Source organism: Sinorhizobium sp. KGO-5, from assembly GCF_036245905.1.
Classification (GTDB): Bacteria; Pseudomonadota; Alphaproteobacteria; order Rhizobiales; family Rhizobiaceae; genus Sinorhizobium; species Sinorhizobium meliloti_A.
On the sequence record NZ_BDIZ01000003.1, the window covers coordinates 359481 to 386277 of the forward strand.

Genomic DNA, 26797 nt, shown 5'->3' on the forward strand with positions numbered 1-26797 from the left:
GCTGATGCCTGTTGAGATTCGGGCCACCCGCGGCGGCTTGTTTGATCTCCTCATTCCTGTGCTCGTCACAGGAATCCAGCCAGACCAAGTCCTTGGGCTGAAAGAACGCTTCCCGCGCCGCAGACGCGGCGCTGCTGGATCCCTGTGACGAGCACAGGGATGAGGCGAGAAGAGAGTGCGGCCCCTCGGAAATTTCCTAAAGCGCCGCGCGTCTTATGAGACGCGCAAAGGTCGCCCTAGGACTTCGAGCTGCTGCATGCTTTTGTCCATTGATCGGCTACGATCAAAGGACAAAACACGTTCTGGTCGCACAAATTCTGGTATTGCTCCTGATGGACACGATCGCGGGAGCCAGGGCGTTCCGTGCTGCATCTTCGGCCCGGTACGTGTTGCGGTTTCGGAGATGGGTGCCGTGCAACAAACGGAAATTGTCCATTCCTTCAAAATTTGTTTCCAGGCGCGCGTGTTGGGATATTCCCATTCCTCGTCCTGTATTGACCCATCGGGCGGCCGGCGCATCACGTCATGGCTGGAGTTCTTCGACGATCCTCCGTTGGGTCTGCGTCAATACCGGCGGAAAAGCATGCTTAGAACCGACCTCGACGGGCATCCACTCGCCCTCGACGGTCGCGATAGCCACGGCAACAAATACAGCCTCACCAAGGCGGCGTTTCTGGATATGGAAATCGTCTTGGAGGCAAACATGATTGGTCAACTTGCCGAGGCCATCAGAATGCGATCCGGCCGTCTTGCGGCGGGATTCTTGACGATTCCATCCTTTCTTGCCGATGGCGGTCGTTGTTTCGACCTAAAGCTGAACAGGATGGGTGCCCAATGGCAGTCGAACCTCAAGGAAACGCTGATTCTGAGTGAGCACGGGCGCCTCGGTTGGCTGGAAACCTCGACACCCGGGATCTATTTCGAGAGGATTGAGGCACATCTTCCCGATTGGACGCCGGATATCGGCAGTCCAACCGGCTATCGCAGCCGTGACGGGATAAGGGTTGACGAAATCGAGATCGGACCGGCAGCCCTCAAGGGCACGGTCGTCGCACCGGAAGGGCCCGCTTTTGCCACCGCCGTCTTTCTCGGAGGATCCGGCCGCTATGATAGCCACGGGCTGAGCGGCGATCTGAATCTCGGCTATGGGGCGATCCTCGATGGTCTTGCACAGCGTGGCCTCCGCTCCCTCCGCTACGAGCGTTACAAGACGCAGGAAGAGCTACCGAACCTTCGAACGTTCATTGATGGGGCGAAGGATGCATGGTCCACGATGGAGCCGCGAAAGGGCGGAGCGCAGGCCAGGATTCTGCTCGGCCATAGTCTAGGGGGACTCATCGCGCTGATGGCTGCTCAAGAATTGCACGATGTGTCGGGAATAGTGCTGATCGCAGCTCCTGGAAGGCCGATCAACGCTATCATCGAGGACCAGATCGACTGGATGCTGACGAATGGCGGCTACACCGCCGAGCAGGCCGAGGCAGTCCGCAGCAAGCGAACGCTCTTGGAAGAGACGATCCGACAAGGGGGGCCACCGCCGGACGAGCTCTTCGGCCTGGAGGATCGTCTCGATTATCTTCGCGACCTCTCAAGGATAGAACCGGCGAAATTGGCCGCCTCCATCGACTGCCCTCTGCTGATTTTTCACTGCGAGAACGATGTCCAAGTCTCGCGCGTGGATGCCGAACTGCTCGCGCTCGGAGGCTCGAAGGACCGTCCGCGCAAACTCGTTACCCTCGAAGGTGTAAACCACATCTTGCAGACTGCGCCGCGCAATGAGCGCAATGCCATCTGGCACTATGGAGAACATCAGGTTGACGAGGGCACTCTCGATGCGATTGCCGATTATATCAAGCGCTTCATCACGAAAGCGTCGTGAAGGCAGGCTCTATCATGTTGCCTGACCCCGCTTACCTCTGCAACCGAGGCGGAGTCCGACGAACGATCACCTCATGTTCTAAAATGTCGGACAGATTCATAACTTTCGTATCGTGACGTCAGCCGGCCTTTACCCGCGCCAGCACCGCGTCGAGGGCATCGAGGAAACGGTCGCAATCGTCCGCGCTGAAGGGCGCGGGCGGCTTGATCTTCAGTACGTTGTGCTGCGGTCCCTCGCTCGACAGCAGGATGCGGTGCCTGTCCTTCATTTCGGCAATGACGAAGTCGAGCTCCGCTGCGGCCGGTTCGAGGGTGTCGCGATCGCGCACGAGCTCGATGCCGTTGAAGAGACCGTAGCCGCGCACGTCGCCGATGATCGCGTGGCGGCTGGCGAGTTCGCGCGCTCCATCCATCAGACGGTTTCCAACGACCGCGCAATGGTGCATCAGGCGCTCGTCGCGGATGACGTCGAGTACGGCGAGGCCGATCTCGGCCGATACCGGATTTCCGCCGAAGGTGTTGAAATATTCCATTCCGTTTGCAAAGGCCGCGGCAATCGCCTCGGTCGTCACCACAGCCGCCATCGGGTGGCCGTTGCCGATCGGCTTGCCCATGGTGACGATGTCGGGCACGACTCCTTGCGTCTCATGCGCCCACATGTGACTGCCGACGCGGCCGAACCCCACCTGAACCTCGTCCGCGAGGCACAGCCCGCCGGCCGCACGCACATGCGCATAGGCCTCTCTGAGATAACCTTCCGGCAGCACCAGTTGGCCGCCCGTGCCGAGAATACCCTCGCTGAAGAAGAGCGCGGGTTTGCGCCCTTCCGCCGCCAGCGCATCGATCTGCCGCTGCACGTCCCCGGCATATTTGCGCCCCGCGTCCGTATCGCCATAGCGATAGCGTCCCCGATAGAGGTCCGGCATCTCGGCAACCCGCACATGCGCCGGCCGCCCTTCCCCGCCCTTGCCCGCGAATTTATAGGGACTGACATCGATCAGGCTCGTCAGATGGCCGTGATAGGCGTGATCGACGGTGATGACGTCGCGGTTGCCGGTATAGGCGCGCGCCAGCCGGATCGCGAGATCGTTGGCTTCGCTGCCGGAATTGACGAAGAAGCAGACGTTCAGCGGATCAGGGAAGAGCGCCGCAAGCCGTCGGGAATATTCCACCAGGCTGTCATGCAGATAGCGCGAATTGGTATTGAGCCGCGCCATCTGCATCTGCGCCGCCTTCACGACGCGTGGATGGCAATGGCCGACGTGGCAGACATTGTTGACCATGTCGAGCCAGCGCCTACCCTCGTCATCGATCAGGTAGGCGCCCTCGCCGGCGACGATCTTGAGAGGCGCCGCGCCGTAGGCGATGCTTAAGGAACGACCGATGCGGCGCTGGCGTTCGCGCACCAGGAAGGCCTTGTCGCGCTCGACGATCACCGACGCCGGAACGGAAAGGCCGAGCACGACGCTCGGATCGGGGCTGATCTCCCGCCAGACCTGCCACTGCTCTCTGACGCCGACGCCGTGCATGCGGCCCTCGAGGCCGAGATGATCGGTGACTATCTGGAAATGCAGGTGCGGAACCCAGCCGCCGTTTTCGGCGCGATCCCCCAGGGTCGCGAAAGCTTCACCCCTGGCGACCGGCTGGCCGATCGAAAGCCGTGAGGCGCTTTCACGGGAGAGATGCCCGTAGAGCGTCCAGAACGTGTCGCCCTCGCCCGTCGTGTGTTCGAGCAGAATTGTCGGCCCGAAGCCGTAAGGGACCGCGTCGTCATGGTAGAAGGCGACCTTGCCGGCGAAGGGTGCATGCACCGGCTCGTTGGCGGGAGCGAAGAGATCGATGCCGAGGTGAATCGTGCGGCGCAGGCTTGCAGTCGCCTGGTAGGCGTCACCCTTGTAGACCGCTCTGTCCTCCCCGTAGAGGCCAAGGCCGAAATCCGCCCCCTCCGCATGGATATGCGCTTCGATGCGCGCTTGCGCCACGTCCTTCTCGAGACCTGCCCAGTTCTCCGGGCTATTCGCCGAGAAATCGAAGACGGCTGCCTTCGGTCTTGCAATGCCCGGCTTGATGACGCCCGAAAAATCATGCGCATTGCGCTCCAGCCACCGCACCACCCGTGCGGCCCTCGGGATGGGTGCAAAGCCGCAGGCGTCGCGAAGGCGGGCGATGGCGAACGAGCGGTTCTCTTGCTCGAGGCGTTTCAGTTCGCGCCAGACGTCCTCCTGGCTGACGAGCAGATAGGCGTTCTCGGGGTTGTCGCGGATCTGCCTTGCCGCCATGCATATGCTGACGGCGTAGCGGGTGCGCACGAGATCGAAGATCAGCTCGGCCTCCGTTTCGCCGAGCCGATTGACGCCCTGATAGGCGCCCGCCAGCCGCGCGATGGCGCCGATCGGATCCGGCGAGCCGATCAGCGCATAGGCTGAGGCGACGGCCACTTCCACCACCCGATAGCTCTCGACCATATCGCCGAAGTCGAGCAGTCCGCTGACGCGGCCGTCGGCGCCGACGAGCACGTTATAGTCATTGGCATCGTTGTGGATGACCTGCCGGGGGCACGCCGCAAGGCGCGGCAGCACGGTGGAGACGAAGTGATCGAGGATCGCGCGAACCGCGCTCCGCTTCTCCACATCCTCGATCAGATCGACGTTGGCGAGGTGCATTTCCGCCCGGGCGATATCCCAGGCGTACTCTCTCCTGGCGCCGGGATGAGAGAAACCGGCGAGGCTGCGGTCGAGCTTGCCGAGCAGCGCCCCAAGGGTCTCGACGCTGTTGCTCGAGCGGTTGGCGGCTCGTGCCCAGATCTCCCCGGGCAGCCACGTCAGCAGACGTGCGACACGCTCTCCTTTGAATTCGACGCGGGTGAACGAGGCGCCGGAGCGGCTCGGCAAAGCCTTCGAGACGGGCAGATCCGTCGCCTCGCGCGCGAGATGGTCGAGAACTGCAATCTGCATGTCGAGCTCCTCGGGCGCGCCGAGGGCATGCAGTTTCAGGAGGAACGCGCGACCGTCGCGCGCCTGAATACGGAAATTGAGATCGTGCTCGCCGGGCAGCGCCACGATTTCTCCCGCGACGCCGTATTCGCGGGCAAGCAGCGCTTCGATTGCTTCTATTTCCTGCACGTTCTTGAACTCGCTCGTCGTCATCGTCCCACTCGCTTCACCACGATACCGTTCTTCCGTCGAAGGCCCGGAAGCTGCCGCTCTCGGCGAGCCCGGCCCTGTCGATGATCGCCTTCAGGCCTGCGGCGCTTTCCGCAACCGGCACGCTCGCCTGATGGCCGCCCATATCGGTTCTGACCCAGCCGGGGTGGAGCGACAGCACGGTGACACGGTGGGGACGCAAATCCTGGGCGAGCTTGACCGTGGCCATGTTCAGCGCCGCTTTCGAGCAACGATAGGCATAGTCTCCTTCGTCGTCGTCGAGCGTGCCCTCGGCGAGCGATCCTGCGCGGCTGCTGATATTGGCGACGATGCGATCGCCGCCGGCGAGGAGATTTCGCAGCAGCGCCTGCACGACCAGGATCGGCGCAAGGGCATTGACGCGCATGACCTCCAGGAAATCCTCGGGCCTGACGGTCGACAGTCCGCCTGTGTCGCCGCGGACCCCGGCATTGTTGATGAGGACATCGATCGGCCGCTCGCCGAGGGTTTCGGCAAGCGCCGCCATCGACCTCGCGTCCGTGACGTCGAGCGTCCGACGTTCGATGCCGGTTTCCCCATTCCTCGCCGACGGTTGGCGGCTGCAGGCGATCACCCGCCAGCCGGCGGCGGCATATCGCTGTGCAAGTTCCTGACCCAGGCCCCGCGATGCACCGGTGATCAGCACCGTGCGCGGCCCCTCTTCCCCTCTCCTATCGATGCTTGATGTCATATTTCCGCTCGATCATGTTGATGAGGCTCGCCGCCGCGAGCGTCAGGAAGATGTAGAAGATGGCTGCCGAGTTATAGGGCGCAAAGGGCAGGAAACTCGCCGACTGGAACTCGCGCATGCGCTGGGTGATGTCGCGGATCGACAGAATCGACAGGAGCGACGTGTCCTTGAGGATCGCGATCAGCTCGTTGCCGAGCGGTGGAATGATGATCCGGAACGCCTGCGGCAGGACCACCAGCCGCGCCGTCTGCCACCGGTTGAGCCCGATGCTGCGCGCCGCTTCGATCTGGCCGACCGGGATGGCGTTGATGCCGGAGCGGAAGATTTCCGCCAGATAGGCGGAATAGGCAAGCGCCATGGCGACGATGCCGCGCATCAGATTCGGCGGGTCGAGCACGCCTTGCGTCGCATCCTTCAACGCCCCGCTCAAGGGCAGGCCGACATAGAGCACGATCACCAGCATCGGAATGCCGCGAATCGTATCGACGACGAATTCCGAGCCGATCGCCAAGGGATGACGACGGTGCAGATAGCCGCCGAAGGTGAGCAGACCGAGGATGATTGCCAGGACGGCGAAAGTGATGCCTGCGGCCCGGTCTCGATCGTTCAAAGCCGCCGTTTCCCAAAGGAGCGGCAAGCCCCCGGGCACGGCTTCGGCCGGCAGAAGCGCGGCCGTCACCTCGTCCTTTTCTATCGCCGCGACTGCCTCCGCCGGGCCAAGGAAGGTTCGTACCGCCGCCTCTTCAGCGGGCGCGCCCGGATATTGGCCGAAGCGCACCGCGCCTATGAGGCCGGACGGCGTGTTGCTGACGATCGCGACCCTGCCGTCGAGCCGCCCCGCAAGCACATAGGGCGTGCGAGGCTGCAACAGGAACCAGGCGGCGACGAGCACCAGGCCGAGGGTCGCGAGCGCGAAGAAGAGGCTGGTGCGCGCCTTATAATGCAACTGAAGCAATCCGACCCAGATGAGACCGATGATCGCGGCGAGAAGATAGGCGGCAATGGCCGCGCGGACCGTCGTCGCCACGCCGGCGGCAAAGGCCATATGCGCAAAGAAGAGGATGAACAGGAGCCCCGTACCGTTGACGAGGCCGATGCTCCACGCTCCTGCGCGATGCAGGATGCTCTCCCGCGCAGATGCCTTGCCGGCACCGAAGAAAAGCATGGAGCCGAACAGGGTCAGCGCAAAATAGGCCGGAAAAAGCACGGCTTCGATGCCGCGCAGGGTCATGTCCGCGGCGTCCGTCAATCGCCGGGGGCTAAGCCCTTTCACGACGAGATCGGACGTGAAGGGATCGACGGCATTGGCGACGACCGACGCAAGGTAGGGATGAACCGCGTCGCTCAGAAGCAAGATGGCCGCCGCAGCGAGATTGAGCACGGCGGCAGCGAGCGCCCGCCGCGGCCGCGGCGCCTTGGCTCGGGAAAAGACGAGAACGGCGATACCCGAGCCGAAGGCGACGAGCAGGGCAAGGAAGCCGGGTACGAAGGCGGACGAGCCGTTCTCGACTCCGAGAATGGCTCTCAGCGAACGTTGGTAGTCACCGGAGGAGGCGAAAAGATAGATGATGAACGGCAGCGCTGTCAGAATGATCAGATTGCTGGGCCGCACGCTTCTCAGGAACGACATTCATCCCTCCGGGGATTCTGCGCAGAAATTCGGCCCCGGAGCGCAGAACCGCTCCGGGGTGTTCGGATGAGGTTACTTCACGCCCCAGTATTTGTTGACGAGCTGATCCAGCGTGCCGTCGTCGCGGATCATCTTCAGTCCTTCGTTAAAGGCGGCGACGTTGGCATCGCCCTTGCGGAAGACGAGGCCGAGCGGATCGGATTCGAGGTCCCGGATCGCGACCACGAGTTCGCCGACGAACTCGCGTTCGTAAGCGGCAGCATTGGCTCCGTTGATGACGACGCCGTCGACATCTTTGTTCTTGAGCGCGATGATCGCGGCGCTGAAGCTGTCATAGGCGACGACGTTTTCTTTGCCGACCACCCCTTCGGCGACCTGCGCATCCGTGGTGTTGGCCTGGGCGGAAAGCTTCTTCCCCTTCGACTTGAAGTCTTCCAGTGACACGCCCTGGTCCTCGACCCGCATCAGCACCGCCTGGCTGTTGACGATGTAGGGATCGGAGAAATCCATGGCCTTCTTGCGTTCCTCGGTGATCGACACGCCCGAGGCGACGAGATCGAAGTTGCCCTGATCGAGCGCTGCGAAAATGCCGTCCCAACCGGTGGTCACGAATTCCGCCTGGCAGTTGATCTTTGCGCAGATCGCATTCACCACGTCGATATCGAAACCGACGATCTGTCCGGTCGCGGGATCGACGCTCTCCATCGGCGGCGAGGTCGTGTCCGAGCCGACCTTCAGCAGCTTCCCGCCGAGATCGGCGGCCGACGCGCCGCCTGAGACGAGGGCCGCCATCGCAAGTGCAATTACGAGTGTTTTCACCTTGGTTCTCCTCCGTTGTGAATTCTTTTCCTACGCCGGCTGCTCCAGGCGCCCGCCGAGATTGTCGGGCTGCCTCTCGATCAGCGTTGGCCTGAAAACCTGCTTCAACGTTTGCGCGTCCTCTCCCGCCATGCGCCGCAGCAGGAACTCCCCGAGGGTTCGCCCGAGTATCTCGATGGGCTGATAGAAGGTCGTGATCGGCGGCGTGAAATAGGCGCTGACATTGATGTCGTCATAGGCGACCACGTCGACATCGACGCCGATCCGCCGTCCACGCGAGCCCAGGCCCGAAAGCACTCCGAGCGTGGTCGACTCGTTGCTGCAGACGAAGGCCGTCGGCGGCCGCGCCGCGTCGAGAAGACCGAGCGCGCTCTCGCGGCCGAACTGGGTAGAGAGATCGCCTTCGGCGATCAGATCGTCGGACGGCGATAGCCCCGCCTCGCGAAAAGCCCGCATGAAGCCGTCCACCCTGTCCTCGGCGTAGGAGAGATGCCGGAGCGGATTGACGAGCGCGATCCGCCGGTGTCCGCCGGCAATCAGCCGGGCGGTCGCCGCATGGGCCGCCCATTCGTTGTCGATATCGACATGTGCGTAATCGAGGGGTTTCCGACAGCGACCGAGAGAGACGAAGGGAAACCGGCTCTCGACCAGAAGATCGATGCGCGGGTCGTCGGCGCGTATGCCTGAGAATATCAGTCCGTCCGCCAGACCCTCATCGATGACCCGGCGCGCCGCCTCGCAGCCGTCCTCCACATTGCGCACGACATGGACCGACATGCGATAGTCGCTGCCTTCCAGTGCCTGACTGATGCCGCTGAGTATCTGGGTATATTCGACGCCGTCCCATTCATAGTCGCGCGCAGCCGTTACCGGCATGAGCACGGCAGCCTGGCAGGTGCGGCCGGTCCTCAGCGCCATGCCGCGGGCGTTGGCACGATAGCCTATCTCCGCAGCGGCACGATGGATGAGCGCCTTCGTGGCCGGGGCAACCATGGGAGAACCGTTGAGCGCCTTCGACACGGTCGCAATGGAATAGCCCGTAGCCTCGGCCAGAGCCTTGATCCCCGGCCGTGCGCGCGGTGACTGCGTGTTTTCCATGATCGGCCTCCCGACGAAAGCCGTATCAGCTGATAAAAACGATTTCAATGAAAAATATAAACGTTTTTATTCCGTGTTCGCATGAGCACATGCGATCGATGGAATATGTCGGCGGATGGAATTTTGGAGAATGGCTGCGCTACGAGACCCGGCGGTGCAACAGAATGCCAGCGAAACGAGCTCATGCCGATTACGGCGACGCCGGCAAGCGAACGCTCGTTTTCTTCGGTTCTGTTTTCTACTTCTCGGTCTTGCCGGCAAAATCCGCCGGGTTCTTGTATTTCACCGTTTGCAGATGCTCGCAGTAGAGCACCAGTTCGCCCTCGTTCTTGAACACCTGGTAGCTGGCGCGAATGAGCCCGAGGTCTTTGTAACGGGGCGTTTTTTCCATGTTGGTCCGGATCGTGTAGATCGTGTCATCGATGAAGACCGGCTTGATGAACCGGAGCTTGTCGTAGCCATAGGAAAAGGCGTTGACGCAATTGGTGGCGACGAGGCCGAGACCGGCCGAGAACACGAAGGCGCCGGCAACGAGACGACGGCCGAAGATGCCTTCCCGCTCCGCAAACATCTGATCCTGGACATAAGGATGGATGTCGACGACCAGGGTGTTGAAGAGGTGGCTATCGCTCTCGCCAATCGTGCGGCGTAACGACCGAATGCGCTGACCGACGGGCCAATCCTCGTAAAACCAGTTTTCGGCGTTCCAGACCGGCAAGGCGGCATGGTCTTCCGGCATGTCGGCGGGACGTGTCGAAGAAACTCCGACGGTGGGCGTGAACTCATCCATGGTCAGTACCTGCGTAAGAAGTCGGGATTATCGGAGCCGTTTCCGGCCTATGCGCCACCATGGCGCAGAGGCTTATTCGTCGCGCTATTGGACCGCCGTCGTCCCATAGACCAGGTTCGGCAGCCAAAGCGACAGCTGGGGGAACATGCTCAGCATGACGAGAATGACCATCATCATCGCCAAGTATGGCAGCACCTCGCGGGCATAGGCCATCATCGGCACTTTCAGCACCATGGACGAAATGTACATCAATCCCCCGACTGGCGGCGTGATGCCGGCGATGGTCAGGTTCGTGATGAACACGACGCCGAAATGCACGCGATCGATGCCGACGCCATCGATGATCGGAATCAGCATCGGCGTCAGAATGATCAGTGCCGCCGACCCCTCGATCGCGGTGCCGATGACGATCAGCAGGACGTTGATGAGGAGCAGCATCAGGAGCGGATTGTCGGTGGCTTCGCCGAGCCAGCCGGACATGGCCTGCGGCACCTGCTCCCAGGCGAGATAGAAACCGAAGGCTGCCGCCGCGCAGATCATGATCATGACCACGGCCGAATCGCGCACGGCCTCGGCAAGCACCTCCGGGATCTGGCGGAAGGTGAATTCGCGGTAACCGAACACGGCGACGAAGAGCACATAGACGACGACCACCGCACCGGCTTCGGTGGTCGTGAAAAGACCGTATCGCGTACCGGCGAAGATCACCACCGGGATCGACAGCGCCCAGAGCCCGTCGATCAGCGCCCGGATGCCCTCCGCGCGGGTGGCACGCTCCTTGCGCAACGGCTTGTAACCGCGTTTGCGGGCGATGAAATAGGTGGTGACCATGAGCCCGGTCGCCAGCACGAGGCCAGGCACCACACCCGCTGCGAAGAGCCGGCCGATGGACGTCTCCGCGAGAAAACCATAGACGATAAGACCGATCGACGGCGGAATGAGGCTCGTGATGATGGCCGCCGACGATGTGATGACCGCGGCGAAGGCCCGGCTGTAGCCCCGTTGCGACATCTCGACGCCGAGCGTCTTGGCGAGCATCGCCGCATCGGCGTTGGCAGATGCGGTAAGTCCGCCGAGCAAGGTGCCGAGCACGGTGCACATCTGCGCCAGCGCGCCCGTCATGTGGCCGACAAGCACGTCCGCAAGCGCCAAAAGGCGCCGGGTGATGCCGGACGCGTTCATGATGCAGCCGGCAAGAACGAACAGCGGCAGCGCCAACAAGGACACGGACTGGCTGCCTTCCGCCATTTCCTGGGCGAAATTGGCGAGCGGGATCATGTCCATATTGATGAGGAAGAAAGCAAACGCTCCGATCGCCATGGCCCAGGTGATCGGCGTCGACAGCAAAAACAGGACGACGACGAGAAGCGAGGGACCGGCCAAATGGAACAGGGTCATATCAACGATTCCAAATTGCGGTGCTGACGGACGGTCCAGGGCCTCTCCACGATCAGATGCTGGACGAACATCCCGGCAGAGGCGAGCGCCAGAGGCGCATAGGACAGGCTGCGCGACAGATCGAGGGCGATCGTATGCACATTGCGTGAGATCCAGGCCTGCCACGCGAAGAGGATGGTCATGACGATGAAGAAGAGTGCCAGCAGCAGATAGTTGAACCAGGCGACGGCTTTTCGCCAGCTGTCCGGGAGAGCCGCGACAAGCACGTCGATCGCCGCGTGCGTGCCGAGACGGACGCCGGCGACGGCACCGAAGAAGACGAGATAGGCGAAGGCCATCATCGCCAGCTCATAGGTCCAGGCGGCCGGCTGGGGGAAGACATAACGGCTGACGACCCCCCAAAGGATCGAGAAGACGATGACGAGGAGCGCCACGACGCCGATTGCCTCATCGGCGCGGCGCAGGCTGATGAGAGGAATTATCTCCTCCGGCGGGCGTGAGCTTTCCATGATGCCTCGATTGTTGAGGGGCAATCCGAGCTGGCGTCGATGCAGGGCCCGATTGACGTTCGGAGCGCGATCCCGGCCGGCGAAGACGGCCCCCCGCGGCAGCAGCGTCCAAGAGCGGGATGACGTGTATACGGTCTCTCCGCCCGCATCCCGCTCGAAACGGCGTCGCCTACTCTGCCATCGCCTTTTGCACCTGATCGTAGATGCCGGGCGTGATGTTCGGCACCTTCTCATAGGCTGCACGCGAGGCCTCGATGAATGCCGGAATGTCGACATCGGTCACGATCTCGACGCCGGAGGCGGCGAGCTGCTTTGCATAGGCATCGTCCGTGTCCAGCGTCATCTGCGTAAGCTCTTTGGCAATTGTCTGCCCTTCCTCCAGAAGAATCTTCTGCAGGTCTTCGGGCAGGCTGTTGAAGAGCTGGCTGGAAGCCACCCAGGCCGTGAACATGATCTGGTGGCCGGTTTTCGAAATGACCTTGCGGGTCTCGTTCAGCTTCGCTCCGGCTATCGAGCCGAAGGGGCCTTCGGCCGCGTCGACGACTCCGGTCTGCAACGCATTGTAGACGTCTCCCCACGGCAATTCCGTCGGCCTTGCACCGTAATTGCCGAAAGTCGCCATCATGATCGGCGAGGAGGGCACGCGAATGGTGACGCCGGCCAGGTCCGCGGGTGAGCGAACCGGCTTGTTGGCGATGATGTGGCGGTAGCCGAACAGGCCGTTCGGCATGATGATCTTGATGCCCCGCGCCTCCAGCTTGCTGGAAAGGTCCCTATAGGGATCCGAAGCGAAGAGACGGTCCGTCGCCGCCAGATCCGGATAGACATAGGGTCCGGCAAGGATCGATAGATCCGGCACGAACTGGCCGAGCTGACCATAGTCGGTGGCGCTGAGCAGGCTTGCGCCGCTCATGACCATCTCGTTGACCTTTTTCTGCGCGCCGAGCTGATCGCCCGTCATGACGGTAATGGCGATGCGTCCGCCGGAGCGCTCACCGACACGCTCGGCATAGGTTTTCATGGCCTTGATGATCGGCTCGTCCGGATTCACCTGCGAGGTCGAAAATCGCAGGCTGTATTCCTGCGCGTTGGCAATGCCGCAGAACGACAATGCAGCCATTGCGGCCGCAGCGATCAAGGTCTTCATGCTGTCCTCCCTATTCCGGACTCCGCCTCCGGACTTTCACAAGTTTGAATAATATATTCACAAATGAACGAATGGCGTCAAGCCGTGAATCGTCGCTCAAAGGCCATGAGGACAAAGAAAACCTTCAGGCTTTTCACATCGCCAGGGTTCCAGATTGCGCGAACAATCCATTCCCAAATAAATTTTTCGGACCGTCGGGATCTGGAGCGCGTGCAGTCAACCCTTCCGCAGCCCGCGATCCTCCGGCTTCTCACAGCGTTATCCTTGACCAAGGTCAAGCCGAAGGATGACGGCGTTAGGCAAGAACGGGCGCGGCGAGACCCGTGCACAATCGGCTGATCAAGGCGAGCCGCACAAAATTTCATCACTGCACGCAAACGGCTTATTTTTAAATCAACGGGCTTACTTCGAAGACAAAGGGCGTTGTCCGCCTTTTGCAGATTTTTCAAGGAGATGGCCGGAAGGCGGATATCTGGCACGGCACTTGCATTTCTACACCTGCTTCGGTCAACGGCGATTGAAGCGAGCCAGGCGCCACATACGCCTGCCGAAGACACCGACGTCGCAAGGTCTTTGCCTCCGTAAGGGTTTCCTCCCGGTCCCGGAGCGCAAATTTCCGAGCGGCGTTTTTTTTTGCCGGTTTTCGGCCGGCCAAATCGAACCGACCTGAACTGCCGCGAAGCACTGCTCGAATTCTTCTATGAGCGGCCGCTTCGTAAAAGCTGCGGAGTGACCACATGACTGAAACTGCACTCGAAAAACTCGTCATCGTCGGCAACGGCATGGCTCCGGGCCGGATGCTGGAAGAGCTCTTCGAAAAGGCGCCCGGGCGTTATGCCGTGACGATCTTCAACGCCGAGCCGCGCGTCAATTACGACCGCATCATGCTTTCGCCGGTGCTATCCGGCGAGAAGGAGTATGAAGAAATCATCATCCATGGCGACGGATGGTACATCAAGCACGGCATCACCCTCTACAAGGGCCACAAAATCGTTGCGATCGATCGCGACGCCAAGACCGTCACCTCCGACCACGGCGTCACGGAAAGCTATGACAAGCTGGTGATCGCCACCGGTTCGGTGCCCTTCATCATCCCTGTGCCGGGCAAGGAACTGCGCGGCGTCATCACCTATCGCGACCTCGACGATGTGCAGGCGATGCTGCTCGCGGCGCAATCGCGCGAAAAGGCCGTCGTCATCGGTGGCGGCCTGCTCGGGCTGGAGGCGGCAGCTGGTCTTCAGGCGCGCGGCATGGACGTCACCGTTCTGCATGTCATGCCGACACTGATGGAACGCCAGCTCGATCCGGCCGCAGGCTACCTCCTGCAGAAGGCCGTCGAAGAACGCGGCATCAAGGTCGTCACCAAGGCGAACACGAAACGCATCCTCGGCGAGGAGAAGGTCCAGGGGATCGAGCTCGACGATGGCCGGATCATTCCGGCGACGCTGGTGGTGATGGCTGTCGGCATCCGGCCGAATGCCGGTCTTGCCAAGGAGGCCGGGCTGGCCGTCAATCGCGGCATCGTCGTCGACGCCGGAATGCAGACGTCCGACGGGGACATCATGGCGCTCGGCGAGTGTGCCGAAGTCGGCGGCATGGTCTACGGCCTCGTCGCGCCCCTTTACGAAATGGCGCGCGTCGCCGCCTCCCACCTCGCCGGCGACCGCCGCGCCGCCTTCGCGCATTCCGACACGCCGACCAAATTGAAGGTGACGGGCATCAACCTCTATTCGGTCGGCGACTTCGCCGATGCCGACGGACGCGAGGAGATCGTACTGCGCGATGCCACCGCGGGCATCTACAAGCGGCTCGTACTGAAAGACAACCGCATCATCGGTACCGTGCTCTACGGCGACACCGCCGACGGCGCCTGGTTCAACGATCTTTTGAAGCGCGGCACGGACATCTCCGAAATGCGCGACACCCTTATCTTCGGCCAGGCCTATCAGGGGGGATCTCCGCTGGACCCTACGGCGGCCGTTGCAGCCTTGCCGGATGATGCGGAAATCTGCGGCTGCAACGGCGTGTGCAAAGGCAAGATCGTCGGAGCGATCGTCTCCAAGGGCCTGACCTCGCTCGACGACGTCCGCGCCCATACCAAGGCTTCCGCCTCGTGCGGTTCCTGCACCGGCCTGGTCGAGCAGATCATGTCGCTGACGCTCGGCGACACCTACAATCCGGCTGCGGTGCAGCCGATGTGCACCTGCACGGATCTCGGCCATGACGACGTGCGGCGCCTGATCAAGGCGAAGAAGCTGAAATCCATTCCCGCCGTCATGCAGGAACTGGAATGGAAGACCTCCTGCGGCTGCGCAAAGTGTCGCCCGGCGCTCAACTACTATCTCGTCTGCGATTGGCCGGACGAATATGCCGACGATTACCAGTCGCGCTTCATCAACGAGCGTGTCCACGCCAATATCCAGAAGGACGGCACCTATTCCGTCGTACCCCGCATGTGGGGCGGCGTCACCAATGCGAAGGAGCTTCGCGCCATCGCCGATGTCGTCGACAAGTTCAACGTGCCGCTGGTGAAGGTGACCGGCGGTCAGCGCATCGATCTGCTCGGCATCGAGAAGGAGGATCTGCCCGCCGTCTGGGCCGATCTCGGTCAGGCGGGCTTCGTTTCGGGTCAGGCCTACGCCAAGGGGCTCAGAACGGTGAAGACCTGCGTCGGCTCCGATTGGTGCCGCTTCGGCACACAGGATTCGACCGGCCTCGGTATCCGCATCGAGAAATTCATGTGGGGCTCCTGGACGCCGGCCAAGCTGAAGATGGCCGTCTCCGGCTGCCCGCGCAACTGCGCGGAGGCGACCTGCAAGGACGTCGGGGTCATCTGCGTCGACTCCGGCTTCGAGATCCATTTCGCAGGGGCGGCCGGCCTCGACATCAAGGGCACCGAGGTTCTGGGTCTGGTCAGGACCGAGGACGAGGCGCTCGAACATATCGTCGCGCTGACGCAGATGTATCGCGAGCAGGCCCGCTATCTCGAGCGCATCTACAAATGGGCAAAGCGCATCGGTCTGGACGAGATCCGCCGGCAGATCATGGAGGATGCGGAAAAGCGCAGGGCCTATTTCGACCGCTTCGTCTTCAGCCAGAAATTCGCCCAGGTCGATCCCTGGTCGGAGCGCGTCTCCGGCAAGGACAAGCACGAGTTCCGGCCGATGGCGACGGTCGGCTTCAATCAGGCAGCGGAGTGACCGATGAACATGAACTGGATTGCAATCGGCGACATCAACGACATCCCGCTGCGGGGGGCCCGCTGTGTCAGGACGCCCAACGGCAAGATCGCCGTCTTCCGGACTGCCGAGAACGAGGTCTTCGCGATCGAGGACCATTGCCCGCATAAAGGGGGCCCTCTTTCCCAGGGCATCGTACACGGCACGGCCGTCACCTGCCCGCTGCACAACTGGGTGATCTCGCTCGAGACCGGCAAGGCGCTCGGCGCCGACGAGGGCGAGGTGCGCACGATCCCCATCCGCAACGACAATGGCGCGCTGTTCGTCGCTCTTGAGAGCCTCTCGCTGGCAGCGGCGGAATAAGCATGGCGCAAGAGGTCAAGACCACCTGTCCCTATTGCGGTGTCGGCTGCGGTGTCATTGCCCGCGTGGATGATGACGGTGCAGTGAGCGTCAAGGGCGATCCGGAACATCCGGCCAATTTCGGCAGGCTCTGTTCGAAAGGGTCGGCACTCGCCGAGACCCTCGATCTCGACGGCCGCCTCCTTCACCCGGAAATCGGCGGCCGTCGCGCAGGCTGGAGCGAGGCGCTCGATCTCGTTGCCGAACGCTTTTCGCACAGTATCGCCAATCACGGTCCCGATTCGGTTGCCTTCTACGTCTCGGGACAATTGCTGACGGAGGACTATTACATCGCCAACAAGTTGATGAAGGGTTTCATCGGCTCGGCGAATATCGATACCAACTCCCGGCTCTGCATGTCCTCCTCCGTCGCGGGCCACCGCCGGGCCTTCGGTTCCGACACCGTGCCGGGCGTTTACGAGGACCTGGAACTCGCCGATCTCGTGGTGCTGACGGGCTCCAATCTCGCCTGGTGCCACCCGGTGCTCTATCAACGCCTCTCCGCAGCCAAGGCAAACCGCCCGGAGATGAAGATCGTCGTCATCGACCCCCGCCGCACGATGACGGCGGACATCGCCGACATGCATCTGGCGATCGCATCCGACGGAGACGTCGCCCTCTTCAGCGGGCTGCTTGCCCATCTCGCCGCAAGCGGTGCGGTCGACCGGAACTACGTTTCGAATTACACGGGCGGCTTCGACGAGGCCGTCGCGGCCGCATCGAGGCTCGATCCCCCGTCGCTTCCCAAGGCGACCGGGCTGACGCCGACGCAGCTTCGCGCATTCTTCCGACTTTTCGAGACGACCGAAAAGGTCGTGACCTGCTATAGCCAGGGAGTCAACCAGTCCGCTACCGGGACCGACAAGGTCAACGCCATCATCAACTGCCATCTTGCGACCGGCCGCATCGGCCGGCCGGGCATGGGGCCCTTCTCGCTGACCGGGCAGCCAAATGCGATGGGCGGGCGCGAGGTCGGGGGGCTGGCAAATATGCTTGCCGCCCATATGGACATCGAAAAATCACTCCACCGGGACAAGGTACGGCGCTTCTGGGGCGCGCCGGCAGTCGCGAACGGGCCCGGCCTCAAGGCGGTCGATATGTTCCGCGCCGTCGCCGACGGGCGCATCAAGGCGCTGTGGATCATGGCGACCAACCCGGTCGTCTCGATGCCCGACGCCGATGCCGTCGAAGCGGCGATCAAAGCCTGTCCCTTCGTGGTCGTCTCCGACATCGTGAGAGACACCGACACCGCCCGGCACGCCCACGTGCTCCTGCCCTCGCTCGGCTGGGGCGAGAAGGACGGTACGGTCACCAATTCCGAGCGCCGCATCTCGCGTCAGCGCGCCTTTCTCGCAGCTCCCGGCGAAGCGCGGCCCGACTGGTGGCAACTCGCCGCAGTCGGCAGGCGCATGGGCTTCGCCGCGGCCTTCGCCCATGTTTCACCAGCCGAGATCTTCGCCGAGCATGCCTCGCTTTCGGGCTTCGAAAACGACGGACGCCGCGACTTCGACATCAGCGCCCACGCGGAGATCGAAGGCCCCGCCTATGACGGCCTGAAGCCGTTTCAGTGGCCGCAGCCCAAGGGCAGCGCGCCGCACGAGAGGCGGTTCTTTGCCGAGGGCGAATTCTATCATCCGGATGGCCGCGCGCGCTTCGTCGCCGTCGAGGTGCCACGGCCAAGAAGCGCCGACGATGCCTTCCCCTTCACGCTCAACACCGGCCGGGTGCGCGACCACTGGCATACCATGACGCGCACGGGCAAGAGCGCCAGGCTGTCGGGTCATCTCGCCGAGCCCTTCGTCGAGATTCATCCGCGTGACGCACAGGCGCTCGGCATCAGCGACGCCGACCTCGTCACCCTGGAAAGTCCGCACGGCGCGGCGATCGTCCGGGCGCTGGTCACCGATCGGCAGGCGGAGGGCAATCTCTTCGTGCCCATGCATTGGAACGACCAGTTCGCCTCCAGGGCGCGGATCGATGCGCTGGTTGCGCCGGTAACCGACCCGGTCTCCGGCCAGCCGGCGTCGAAGAACATGCCGGTCCGCGCGAGCCGCTTTGCGGCTGCCGCCTATGGCTTCGCGGTTTCGGCGCGTAAACCAAGGGAACTCGACGCCGCCTATTGGGCGCTCGCGAGAGCCGAGGGCGGGTGGCGGGTGGAACTCGCCTTCGCCGAAACGAATGTCGACTGGCTCGACTGGTGCCGGAAGACTTTTGCGATCGCCGCAGAGATCGAACCGATCGGCTATACGGACCGCACCTCCGGCGAGCTTCGCCTGGCCTTTTTCGAAGGGGACCGGCTGCTCGCCAGCCTGTTCCTTTCTCCGCGGCCGGTCGCCGTGGCGCGCAGCTGGGCGGTATCGCAGCTCGGCGCTTCGCACCACAATCTCGCCAAGCGCATTGCGGTAACCGCCGGCCGCCCGGGCGCCGATACGCCCGATCCGGGCGCGACCGTCTGCTCGTGCTTCAGCGTCGGAGTCAACCAGATCACTGCGGCCGTCCGCGACGGTTGCCATAGCGTCGAAGCGGTGGGCGAGAGGCTCAGCGCCGGCACCAATTGCGGCTCCTGCCGCGCCGAGATCAGGGGGATCATAAATGGCTGCCTCACCCTCGCTGCTGAGTGATCCGGCCCAAAAGCCTCAGCGCGTGACCGCTCTCGCGACGCTGCCGCTCTTCTGGCCCCTGAACGGCAAACGGGCCGTTGTCGCCGGCGGCAGCGATGCGGCCGCCTGGAAGGCCGAACTGCTGGCGGCCTGCGGCGCGGAAGTTCATGTCTACGCGCCGCGGACGTCGCTGAGCGATCTCTTCCTCGACCTCCTCGCCCGTGGGCCCGCGCATGAACACGGCTTGCTCGTTCACCACGACCAGGCGTGGCATGAGGGTGTTTTTCGCGATGCGGCAATCGCCATTGCCGATTGCGACGACCAGGCCGACGCAGAAGCATTCTTCCGAGCCGGTCGGAGCGCCGGCGTGCCCGTCAACGTCATCGACAAGCCGGCTTTCTGCGCGTTTCAGTTCGGATCGATCGTGAACCGCTCGCCCGTGGTCGTTGCGATCTCGACGGATGGCGCGGCACCGATCCTGGCACAGGCGATCCGCCGGCGGATCGAGGCCCTGCTGCCGCCGGCACTCAAACGGTGGGCGACGGTGGCGCAGGCGATCCGCGACCGTGTGAACGCGCGCCTGAAACCCGGTGCCGCGCGCCGCGCCTTCTGGGAGCGCTTCGTCGACAGGGTCTTTCTGGATACACCGGAGGAGGGTGTAGAGACGCGGCTGATGGCGGAGGTGGATCGTCTGGTCACGCGCCCCTCCGCCATCGGCCGCGTCACCATCGTCGGCGCCGGCCCCGGCGACGCGGAACTCCTCACCTTGAAGGCAGTTCGCGCCCTGCAAGCCGCCGACGTGATCCTCTTTGACGAATGGATCCCTGACGACGTCCTGGAACTGGCGCGCCGGGAGGCAAGGCGCGTCCCCGTCGCACCGAGCGCCACGGATAGCAGAGACATCGCGGCCCTCGTCGGGGAAGGGAAACGCGTGGTGCGCCTTCGGTCCGGGAACCCGATGGCGCTTGCCGGTGCCGTCGAGGAGATCGCAGCGCTTGAGAGCCTTGGAATTCCTGTCGAGATCGTGCCGGGTGTCGAGGCGGCACCTTGCCGTTCCGACGTAATCCAGGTGGCCTTCCGCAGGAGGGAAGTCTCGCAGCCGGGCCTGCGCGCTGCCCATTGATGCAGATCGGGCGTACGCAACCGCTCAGGAGGCGGAACCCGCGGAGCGGCTGGCGTTCCGCGAAGCCTCCAGCCGATCGATGAACGGGCGTTGGGAAACATTTATCTTGCCGCGCGCCTCTTCGAGCGTGAACCATCCGGCGCGGTCGACCTCCGGGAAGACCTGCATCCTGCCGCTCCGTGGCGGCCACTCTGTCTCGAACACGTTGCTGCGCAGGCTGGCGACGTCGAATTCGCTCTCATGCGCATAGGCGGTGACGAGCTTGCCGCCCTTTTGGCGCTCCTCGCCGAGAAACTCCAAGGGGCCCGTTATCGAGATGCCGGTCTCCTCGAGGAACTCCCGGCGCGCAGCGGCTTCCGGCTCTTCATCGGCATCATACTCACCCTTCGGGATCGACCAGGCGCCGAGATCCCGGTTCATCCAGAATGGCCCGCCCGGATGGACGAGCAGAACCAGGAGGTCGCTCGCCTCGTACCGATAAAGCAGAACGCCCGCACTTCTCTTCGGCATTTTCGACCTCTGTCTGAAGCGGCACCGAGCGCCAATCCATGTGTCCATTGATTGTAGCCGATCAATGGACAAAAGCATGCAGCAGCTCAAAGTGCTACAGCGACCTGCAATCTCTCCTCGCCTCATCCTCCGAGCTTGTCACAGGGATGAGAGCAGCGCCGCGTCTGCGGCGCGGAAAGAGTTCTTTCAGCCCAAGGACTTGGTCTGGCTGGATTCCTGTGACGAGCACAGGACCGAGGAAATCAAACAAGCGGCGGCGGCTCTGATCTCAACCGGCCTCAGGAGGAACCGTCCTTCTTCGTCGCCAGCATGTCGGCGATCTCCATCGGGAACGGGAAGATTATCGTCGAGTTCTTTTCGCCGGCGATGACATTCAACGTGCTGAGATAGCGCAGCTGCATGGCCTGGGGTTTCCGGGCGAGAATTTCTGCCGCTTCCAGCAGTTTCGCAGCGGCCTGCTGCTCGCCCTCGGCATTGATCACCTTGGCGCGCCTTTCGCGTTCGGCCTCGGCCTGGCGGGCGATCGCCCGGATCATCGATTCGTTGATGTCGACATGCTTGATCTCGACGGTAGCGACCTTGATGCCCCATGCGTCCGTCTGCACGTCGAGGATCTTCTGAATGTCCTCGTTCAGACGATCGCGCTCCGCCAGCATCTCGTCCAGATCGTGTTTGCCGAGCACGGATCTCAGCGTCGTCTGGGCGAGCTGGCTCGTCGCGGCCATGAAATCCTCGACCTGGATCGTCGATTTCTCTGCGTCGATGACGCGGAAATAGATCACAGCGCTGACCCGCACCGAAACATTGTCGCGCGAGATCACGTCCTGGCTGGGCACATCGAGAACACGGGTCCTGAGATCGACGCGCACCATCTGCTGCACATAGGGGAGGAGCAGGATCAGCCCCGGTCCCTTGACGCCGGTGAAACGGCCGAGCGTGAAGATCACGCCGCGTTCATATTCCCGGAGGATCCTGATCGCAAAGGCGATGACGATCAGCAGGAACAGGAGCGCGGCGACAAACGGCGCAAGATTTCCAAGCCAGGTCATGAGCGGTCTCCTTTTCCCCCGTGGTCGATTGGGGAGTTGGTGCGGGACGCGGGCGGAAAACCGCGCATGCTTTTCATCATCCCGCTCCAGCCGGTTTGCGCGCCACCTTGAGCGTGAGGCCATCCCGGCCGACGACCATGACGTCCTCGCCCGGTCCAAGCGGTTCGCTGCTGACGGCTCTCCACCGCTCGCCGTGGGCGATCACGTAGCCGTCCGCTCCCGCCCAACTGTCGACCTTGCCGGAAATGCCGATCATCTCTTCCGCGCCGGTGGCGACCCTGTGCCGGCGCGAAACAAGGGCGAGACGCGCAACCAGCAGGCTGAACGCCAGACTGGCTATCGCAATACCGCTCAGTGCAGGCCAGGACACCTGCAGTCCGGGCATGTCCGTGTCGAAGAGAATGGCAGCGCCCAGCACCAGGGCCACGGTGCCGCCGAGGCCGAGCACGCCGAATGACGGCGCATGCGCCTCCGCCACCAGCAGTCCCGCCCCAAGGAGGATAAGGCCCACGCCGGCATAGCTCACCGGCAGCACCGCAAGCGCGTAGAGACCGAGCAGGAGGCTGATGCCGCCGATTGTACCCGGCACCACTGTGCCGGGCGCGAGAAACTCGAAGATGAGCCCGTAGATTCCGACCATCATCAGGAGGAGGGCGACGTTCGGGTTGGTGATCACCGACAGCAGCCGCGTCCGCCAATCCGGCGGAAGATCCTCTATGGCGAGCCCGGACGTATCGAGCCGAACGTCGGATTGGCCGATGCGGACGGGGCGGCCGTGGGCCTGCTTCAAAAGGTCGTCGACGCTAACGGCGGTGAAGTCGATGACCTGCTCGCGCGCGGCTGCGGCGGAGGAAAGGCTCGCAGCCTCGCGCACGGCCCGCTCCGCCCAATCGACGTTTCGGTTGCGCAATTCCGCCAGGCCGCGGATATAGGCGACCGCATCGTTGATGAGTTTCGCTTCACCGGCATTGGCCGGTTTGCGCGGTTCGGGCTCGTCGGGCTTGCCCGTCTTTTCCTCGCCTTCCTGCTCGTCATTGCCAAACAGTCCTCCGCCGATGGCGATCGGCGTCGCCGCGCCCAGATTCGTCCCCGGGGCCATGGCCGCAATATGGCTCGCATAAAGGATATAGGTGCCGGCGCTTGCTGCCCGCGCTCCGCTGGGCGCGACGAAACTCGCGACCGGCACGGGCGAATCGAGGATGGCGCGTATGATGTCGCGCATCGACGTATCCAGTCCGCCGGGCGTGTCCATCTGCAGGACCACCAGCGCGGCACCGCGATCCCTGGCCTGTTGAAGACCGCGCGTCACATATTCTGCCGCGGCGGGACTGATGGCTCCGTTGACGTGCAGGACGATTGCCGTGCGCTCGGCTCCGGGCACCGGCGTGACAGGAAATGCGAAGGCCGACAGGAGACTGAACAACAGGATGAGGATGCGGGCCATTCGCCGTCGATACCTCACGGCTTCTCGTCTGCGGGCGCAGGCGGATAGCTGCAAACCACCTCGCCCGCTCCACCTTTCGTCGAAATCAACACATCCTAATATAGTGCAGAATCGCGGAAAGCGTAAGCGATGCCGCAGGCATGCTGCCGCAGAAGTTGCATCGGCGTCGCCGCTCGGTCAGCGGGCCGGTGCCGCGGCCGAGCGCGGACGCGCGCGCCGGTGCACTCGGCGCGCCTGCGCCAGCGCAGATATCTGCGCCGCCACGAAAATGGCGTGGTCGTTGACCTGCGGCAGGCCCATAAGTTCGCCAAAGGTGCCGCGGGCGAGAGGACCGGCGACGAAGAGGTCGTCCACCTCCCTGTTTTCGCTGTCGAGCGCCCTGCTCGTTTCGCTGCAGGCGAGGCCCAGCCCAACCGTATCGGGGCGCAGATAACCTGCGGCTCCGAGCGAATCCAGCCAGGATTGGCTTTGCAGGATCGACCGGTGCGCCGGGCCGGTGGTGATCACCACGGCGTCGAATTCCCCTTCTTCCGTTCCGCCAGCCCGCCGCCTCCGGAAAGTGACCGCGACATTCTCGCCGACGCGCGCCATATGAGCGACCGAACCGGCGAGGACGCGTATATCGCCGTCCCTCAGCCCCGCGCTCACGACCGCATCGATTTGCGGAGCTACACGAAAGCGGTGCACATCCCAGAAAGGCCGCACGTGACGGACAAGCCGCCGCCGCTCGCTCATCGGCAGATTGCGCCAGATCTCACCGCCTTGTGCTCTGAGGGCATCGAGGACCGCATGCCATGTAAAGCCTTCCGCTTCCGCATCGCGGATCGTCCGGCGTACCTGGGAGAGCAACTCCGCGGCCGATCTCCAAGGCCGTGAGATGAAGTCGCCATAGGGGTCCTGCGCCCGGTCGGCATGTCCACGAGAACGCAGACCGCGCCGGGAAAAGGCGGTGATCGGCCCCTTATGCCCGCCTCTGCGCAGGGTGGCGATCACATCGGCCGAAGTCAGCCCGGTCCCGATGATCAGCACGCGGTCACCGGCCCGGATTCTGTCGAGCGTGCCGGGCTCGGTCGAATCCGGCACGTAGCGGGGGTGCCCCGTGAGGATGGCGCCTACGCCTGCGGGAGCCTCCGGAGCCGGGTGCGTCGTCGCCACCACCAGCACGTCGGCGCGGCTTAGCGTCCCGCCGTCGCCGCGAACCGCCCAGGCCGCTCCCTGACGCTCGACGGCGATCACTCTCTCCCGATGGTGTGCGATGCGCCCGTGTTCCAGGAACGGCGCGATCGTTTCGGCGACATAGCGGCCGAAGAGCTGCCGGGCGGGATAAAGATGGCCGTCGCAGGCAAGCGCCTCGGGATCGTCGCGCGGTTCGCCCCGAAGCTCGAGCCAGCGCATGAAATGGTCGGGATCGCCCGGATCGATGCTCATGCGTGCGGCCGGGACATTGACGCGATGCGCGGGCTCCGCGGTATCATAGGCAAGGCCGCATCCCAGCCGCTCCCGCGGCTCGAAGACGGAAATCTGCCAGCCATCCATGGCGCGAGATCGCGCCAGGTGCGTCGCGACCACGGCACCGGTGAAGCCGCCGCCGATGATTGCGACGGTGGGGCGCGTGTGGTAATGGCCGACGGCATCCGTCATATCGAAGACCTGCTGCGCAGCGACGACCCTGTCGTCGTTGAGTCTACCGTTTGCATTTGCCTGACCGCTACTGCCTGCAGCGGGCCGGATGACCGGCATTCGTCGGCCGCCATTCCGGCCGCCGCGGTCGTATCTATCCGGCCTTCAGCGCCAGCCGCTTGCCTGTCGCGATAAGCCGTGCTGCCGCATAGGTCTGGGTAACGATCTCAGGGACCAGGTCGATGTCGGGCAGGCTTCCCAATCCGAGCGGACCGATCGCGAAGAGGTTCGGCGTGCGTCCAGACGGGCTCAAGACTTCTCCCGTCGGACTGACCGCGACGCCGAGCTCGAGTTCATCGGGTTCGGCAAGCCCACCCGCAAAAAGACTCCGGAGCAAGGGCGTATCAAGCTCCGGGGCGGAACAGCGGCACTCGATCACCTGATCTGCCCTGAGCAGTTCCTCGGCATGCCGACCCGCCCAGCGCACCATGATGCCTTCCGGCAGGCGCCGCCCTGCCCGTCCGCGGCGAAGCACGGTCCGCCCCTCGGCAAGTTCCTGCTGCAGCCGCGCGTGGACAGCCGCCGGGAGGCGATTTCTGTGGCTGTCGTAGATGGCCCGCAGGTGGCGGTTGAACTGCCGCTTTTCCTGCGCCGAGAGCGATTGCCAGAGCGAGCGCGCCCGCCGGCGCAGGCCGTTCATGGCCGACTGCCAGCTTTGCCCCTTCGCTTCGGCTTCGGCGCAGGCCTGACGCACGAACCGGACGATCCGGCGCAGCCCTTGCGGCATCGGATCGACCGGGAAACTCGGGGCTGCTGCGAGCTGCGTATGCGCCTGTGGCAGGAAGCCGTGGCGCGAAACGAGCGTGATTTCTCCCGCATAACCGTTATCGCGCATCTGGAAAAGCTGGTCGACCACGCGAATGCCGCTGCCGAGCAGGACCGCGTGGCGCGGGTCGACGAGGCGGCGCGTCCGCACAAGCGGTCGCTCCTCGTCAGAAACCTCGAGGTCGCGCGGATGCACGCCGAAGCCCGTTGCAAGAATGACGATGTCGCATGCGTCATGTCCGCCGTCACGCACAAGACTGAAGCGACCGCTTGCGAGTTTGCGCAAGCCTGTGACCTGTTCGTGGGAAAACCTCACCGTGATGTCGGAACGTCGGGCAAGCGCCTCGGAAAAGCGTTGATGCACGTAGTCGCTGAAGATGCCTTTCGGCACGAAAATCTGCCGAAAGCCGGGAATAGCCGCCGGAACGGCTGTTCGGAACTCATCATTGGCGCAAAGCCAGTCGTTGAAATCGTCGGGCTGGCCGGCCGCGACCGACAGGTCGCGCACCCGGCTGTTGAGTATCTCGCAGCGCTGCGCCGCGGAAAAGGCCTGGCCGCCGCTGATAGATGGATGCGGGTCGTACATGGTGAGGTGAAAAGTTCCCCGCATCGACTTCATCAGCGCGATCGCCATCATGATGCCGGAAAATCCACGGCCGACGATCGCAATTTCCGGCTGCGAGGACGAGGCGGCCGCCGCTGACCTGCCGGCAAACAATCCACGAACGGTCATGTGAGCTCCTTTCGCGAGCTGGCTGTCGCTCCGTGGTCGGGGCAACTCTTAAGCAGGACTTCGAGACACACAAAAGCTCTGGTGAATTTCACGGGCTCGTGTACCGCTCGCCCGTCGGGATTTTCCGGAACGACGCGCCAGCCAAAGAACGCCTTGCGCCGCCTCCCTCC

The 26797-nt window shown here is 63.4% G+C and carries 19 protein-coding genes; 5 read left to right on the forward strand and 14 right to left on the reverse strand.

The window, feature by feature from the left end; translation table 11 throughout:
• Window positions 1-403 precede the first annotated feature (403 nt).
• Window positions 404-1879, forward strand: coding sequence for an alpha/beta fold hydrolase (locus tag BHD07_RS15725; RefSeq protein WP_338281484.1), 1476 nt, complete (start codon window positions 404-406; stop codon window positions 1877-1879).
• 118 nt (window positions 1880-1997) lie between these two features.
• Here BHD07_RS15725 and BHD07_RS15730 read toward each other — a convergent pair whose 3' ends face one another.
• The 9 genes from BHD07_RS15730 to BHD07_RS15770 all read right to left on the reverse strand — a co-directional run bounded on the left by BHD07_RS15730 (window position 1998) and on the right by BHD07_RS15770 (window position 13142).
• The gene (locus BHD07_RS15730) at window positions 1998-5024 is read right to left on the reverse strand and encodes an aminotransferase class III-fold pyridoxal phosphate-dependent enzyme (protein WP_338281486.1); all 3027 of its coding nucleotides are present in this window, start codon (window positions 5022-5024) and stop codon (window positions 1998-2000) included.
• Window positions 5025-5037: 13 nt separating this feature from the next.
• Window positions 5038-5706: an SDR family oxidoreductase gene (locus BHD07_RS15735; protein WP_338282295.1), complete on the reverse strand. Its 669-nt coding sequence runs from the start codon at window positions 5704-5706 to the stop codon at window positions 5038-5040.
• 25 nt (window positions 5707-5731) lie between these two features.
• Window positions 5732-7381 carry an amino acid ABC transporter permease gene (locus tag BHD07_RS15740; RefSeq protein ID WP_338281488.1) on the reverse strand — a complete coding sequence of 550 codons (1650 nt, stop codon included), beginning with the start codon at window positions 7379-7381 and terminating at the stop codon, window positions 5732-5734.
• Window positions 7382-7453: 72 nt separating this feature from the next.
• Complete coding sequence (locus tag BHD07_RS15745; RefSeq protein WP_275599235.1) at window positions 7454-8200, reverse strand: transporter substrate-binding domain-containing protein; 747 nt, start codon at window positions 8198-8200, stop codon at window positions 7454-7456.
• 30 nt (window positions 8201-8230) lie between these two features.
• Entirely contained in the window at window positions 8231-9298 is a 1068-nt protein-coding gene (locus BHD07_RS15750; RefSeq protein WP_338281491.1) for a LacI family DNA-binding transcriptional regulator, read from the reverse strand.
• A gap of 238 nt (window positions 9299-9536) precedes the next feature.
• Complete coding sequence (locus BHD07_RS15755; protein ID WP_018098360.1) at window positions 9537-10088, reverse strand: MaoC family dehydratase; 552 nt, start codon at window positions 10086-10088, stop codon at window positions 9537-9539.
• 84 nt (window positions 10089-10172) lie between these two features.
• On the reverse strand, window positions 10173-11486 hold the full coding sequence (locus BHD07_RS15760; protein ID WP_018098359.1) for a TRAP transporter large permease: 1314 nt from the start codon (window positions 11484-11486) through the stop codon (window positions 10173-10175).
• Window positions 11483-11995, reverse strand: coding sequence for a TRAP transporter small permease (locus tag BHD07_RS15765; RefSeq protein WP_026168964.1), 513 nt, complete (start codon window positions 11993-11995; stop codon window positions 11483-11485). The genes BHD07_RS15760 and BHD07_RS15765 overlap by 4 nt, the downstream gene beginning before the upstream one ends.
• 169 nt (window positions 11996-12164) lie before the next feature.
• Window positions 12165-13142, reverse strand: coding sequence for a C4-dicarboxylate TRAP transporter substrate-binding protein (locus BHD07_RS15770; RefSeq protein ID WP_338281496.1), 978 nt, complete (start codon window positions 13140-13142; stop codon window positions 12165-12167).
• 737 nt (window positions 13143-13879) lie between these two features.
• Here BHD07_RS15770 and nirB point away from each other — a divergent pair.
• The 4 genes from nirB to BHD07_RS15790 are packed head-to-tail and all read left to right on the forward strand — an operon-like array spanning window position 13880 to window position 20446.
• Window positions 13880-16342 (forward strand): nitrite reductase large subunit NirB, encoded by a 2463-nt coding sequence (gene nirB / locus BHD07_RS15775; protein ID WP_018098356.1) that lies wholly within the window; start codon window positions 13880-13882, stop codon window positions 16340-16342.
• Between the two features lie 3 nt (window positions 16343-16345).
• Window positions 16346-16684, forward strand: coding sequence for a nitrite reductase small subunit NirD (nirD, locus tag BHD07_RS15780; protein WP_338281498.1), 339 nt, complete (start codon window positions 16346-16348; stop codon window positions 16682-16684).
• Between the two features lie 2 nt (window positions 16685-16686).
• Entirely contained in the window at window positions 16687-19344 is a 2658-nt protein-coding gene (locus BHD07_RS15785) for a nitrate reductase (protein WP_338281500.1), read from the forward strand.
• Window positions 19316-20446 carry a siroheme synthase family protein gene (locus BHD07_RS15790; protein ID WP_338281503.1) on the forward strand — a complete coding sequence of 377 codons (1131 nt, stop codon included), beginning with the start codon at window positions 19316-19318 and terminating at the stop codon, window positions 20444-20446. The genes BHD07_RS15785 and BHD07_RS15790 overlap by 29 nt, the downstream gene beginning before the upstream one ends.
• A gap of 24 nt (window positions 20447-20470) precedes the next feature.
• Here BHD07_RS15790 and BHD07_RS15795 read toward each other — a convergent pair whose 3' ends face one another.
• From BHD07_RS15795 to BHD07_RS15815, 5 genes are all read right to left on the reverse strand, one after another.
• Window positions 20471-20956, reverse strand: coding sequence for an NUDIX domain-containing protein (locus BHD07_RS15795; protein ID WP_100670123.1), 486 nt, complete (start codon window positions 20954-20956; stop codon window positions 20471-20473).
• A gap of 278 nt (window positions 20957-21234) precedes the next feature.
• A complete protein-coding gene (locus BHD07_RS15800; protein ID WP_338281506.1) occupies window positions 21235-22005 on the reverse strand; it encodes a slipin family protein in 771 nt (256 codons plus the stop codon).
• A gap of 76 nt (window positions 22006-22081) precedes the next feature.
• A complete protein-coding gene (locus BHD07_RS15805) occupies window positions 22082-23449 on the reverse strand; it encodes an NfeD family protein (RefSeq protein WP_338281508.1) in 1368 nt (455 codons plus the stop codon).
• Window positions 23450-23626: 177 nt separating this feature from the next.
• On the reverse strand, window positions 23627-25090 hold the full coding sequence (locus BHD07_RS15810; protein WP_338282297.1) for an FAD/NAD(P)-binding protein: 1464 nt from the start codon (window positions 25088-25090) through the stop codon (window positions 23627-23629).
• Between the two features lie 133 nt (window positions 25091-25223).
• Window positions 25224-26627 (reverse strand): FAD/NAD(P)-binding protein, encoded by a 1404-nt coding sequence (locus tag BHD07_RS15815; protein WP_338281510.1) that lies wholly within the window; start codon window positions 26625-26627, stop codon window positions 25224-25226.
• Window positions 26628-26797 lie beyond the last annotated feature (170 nt).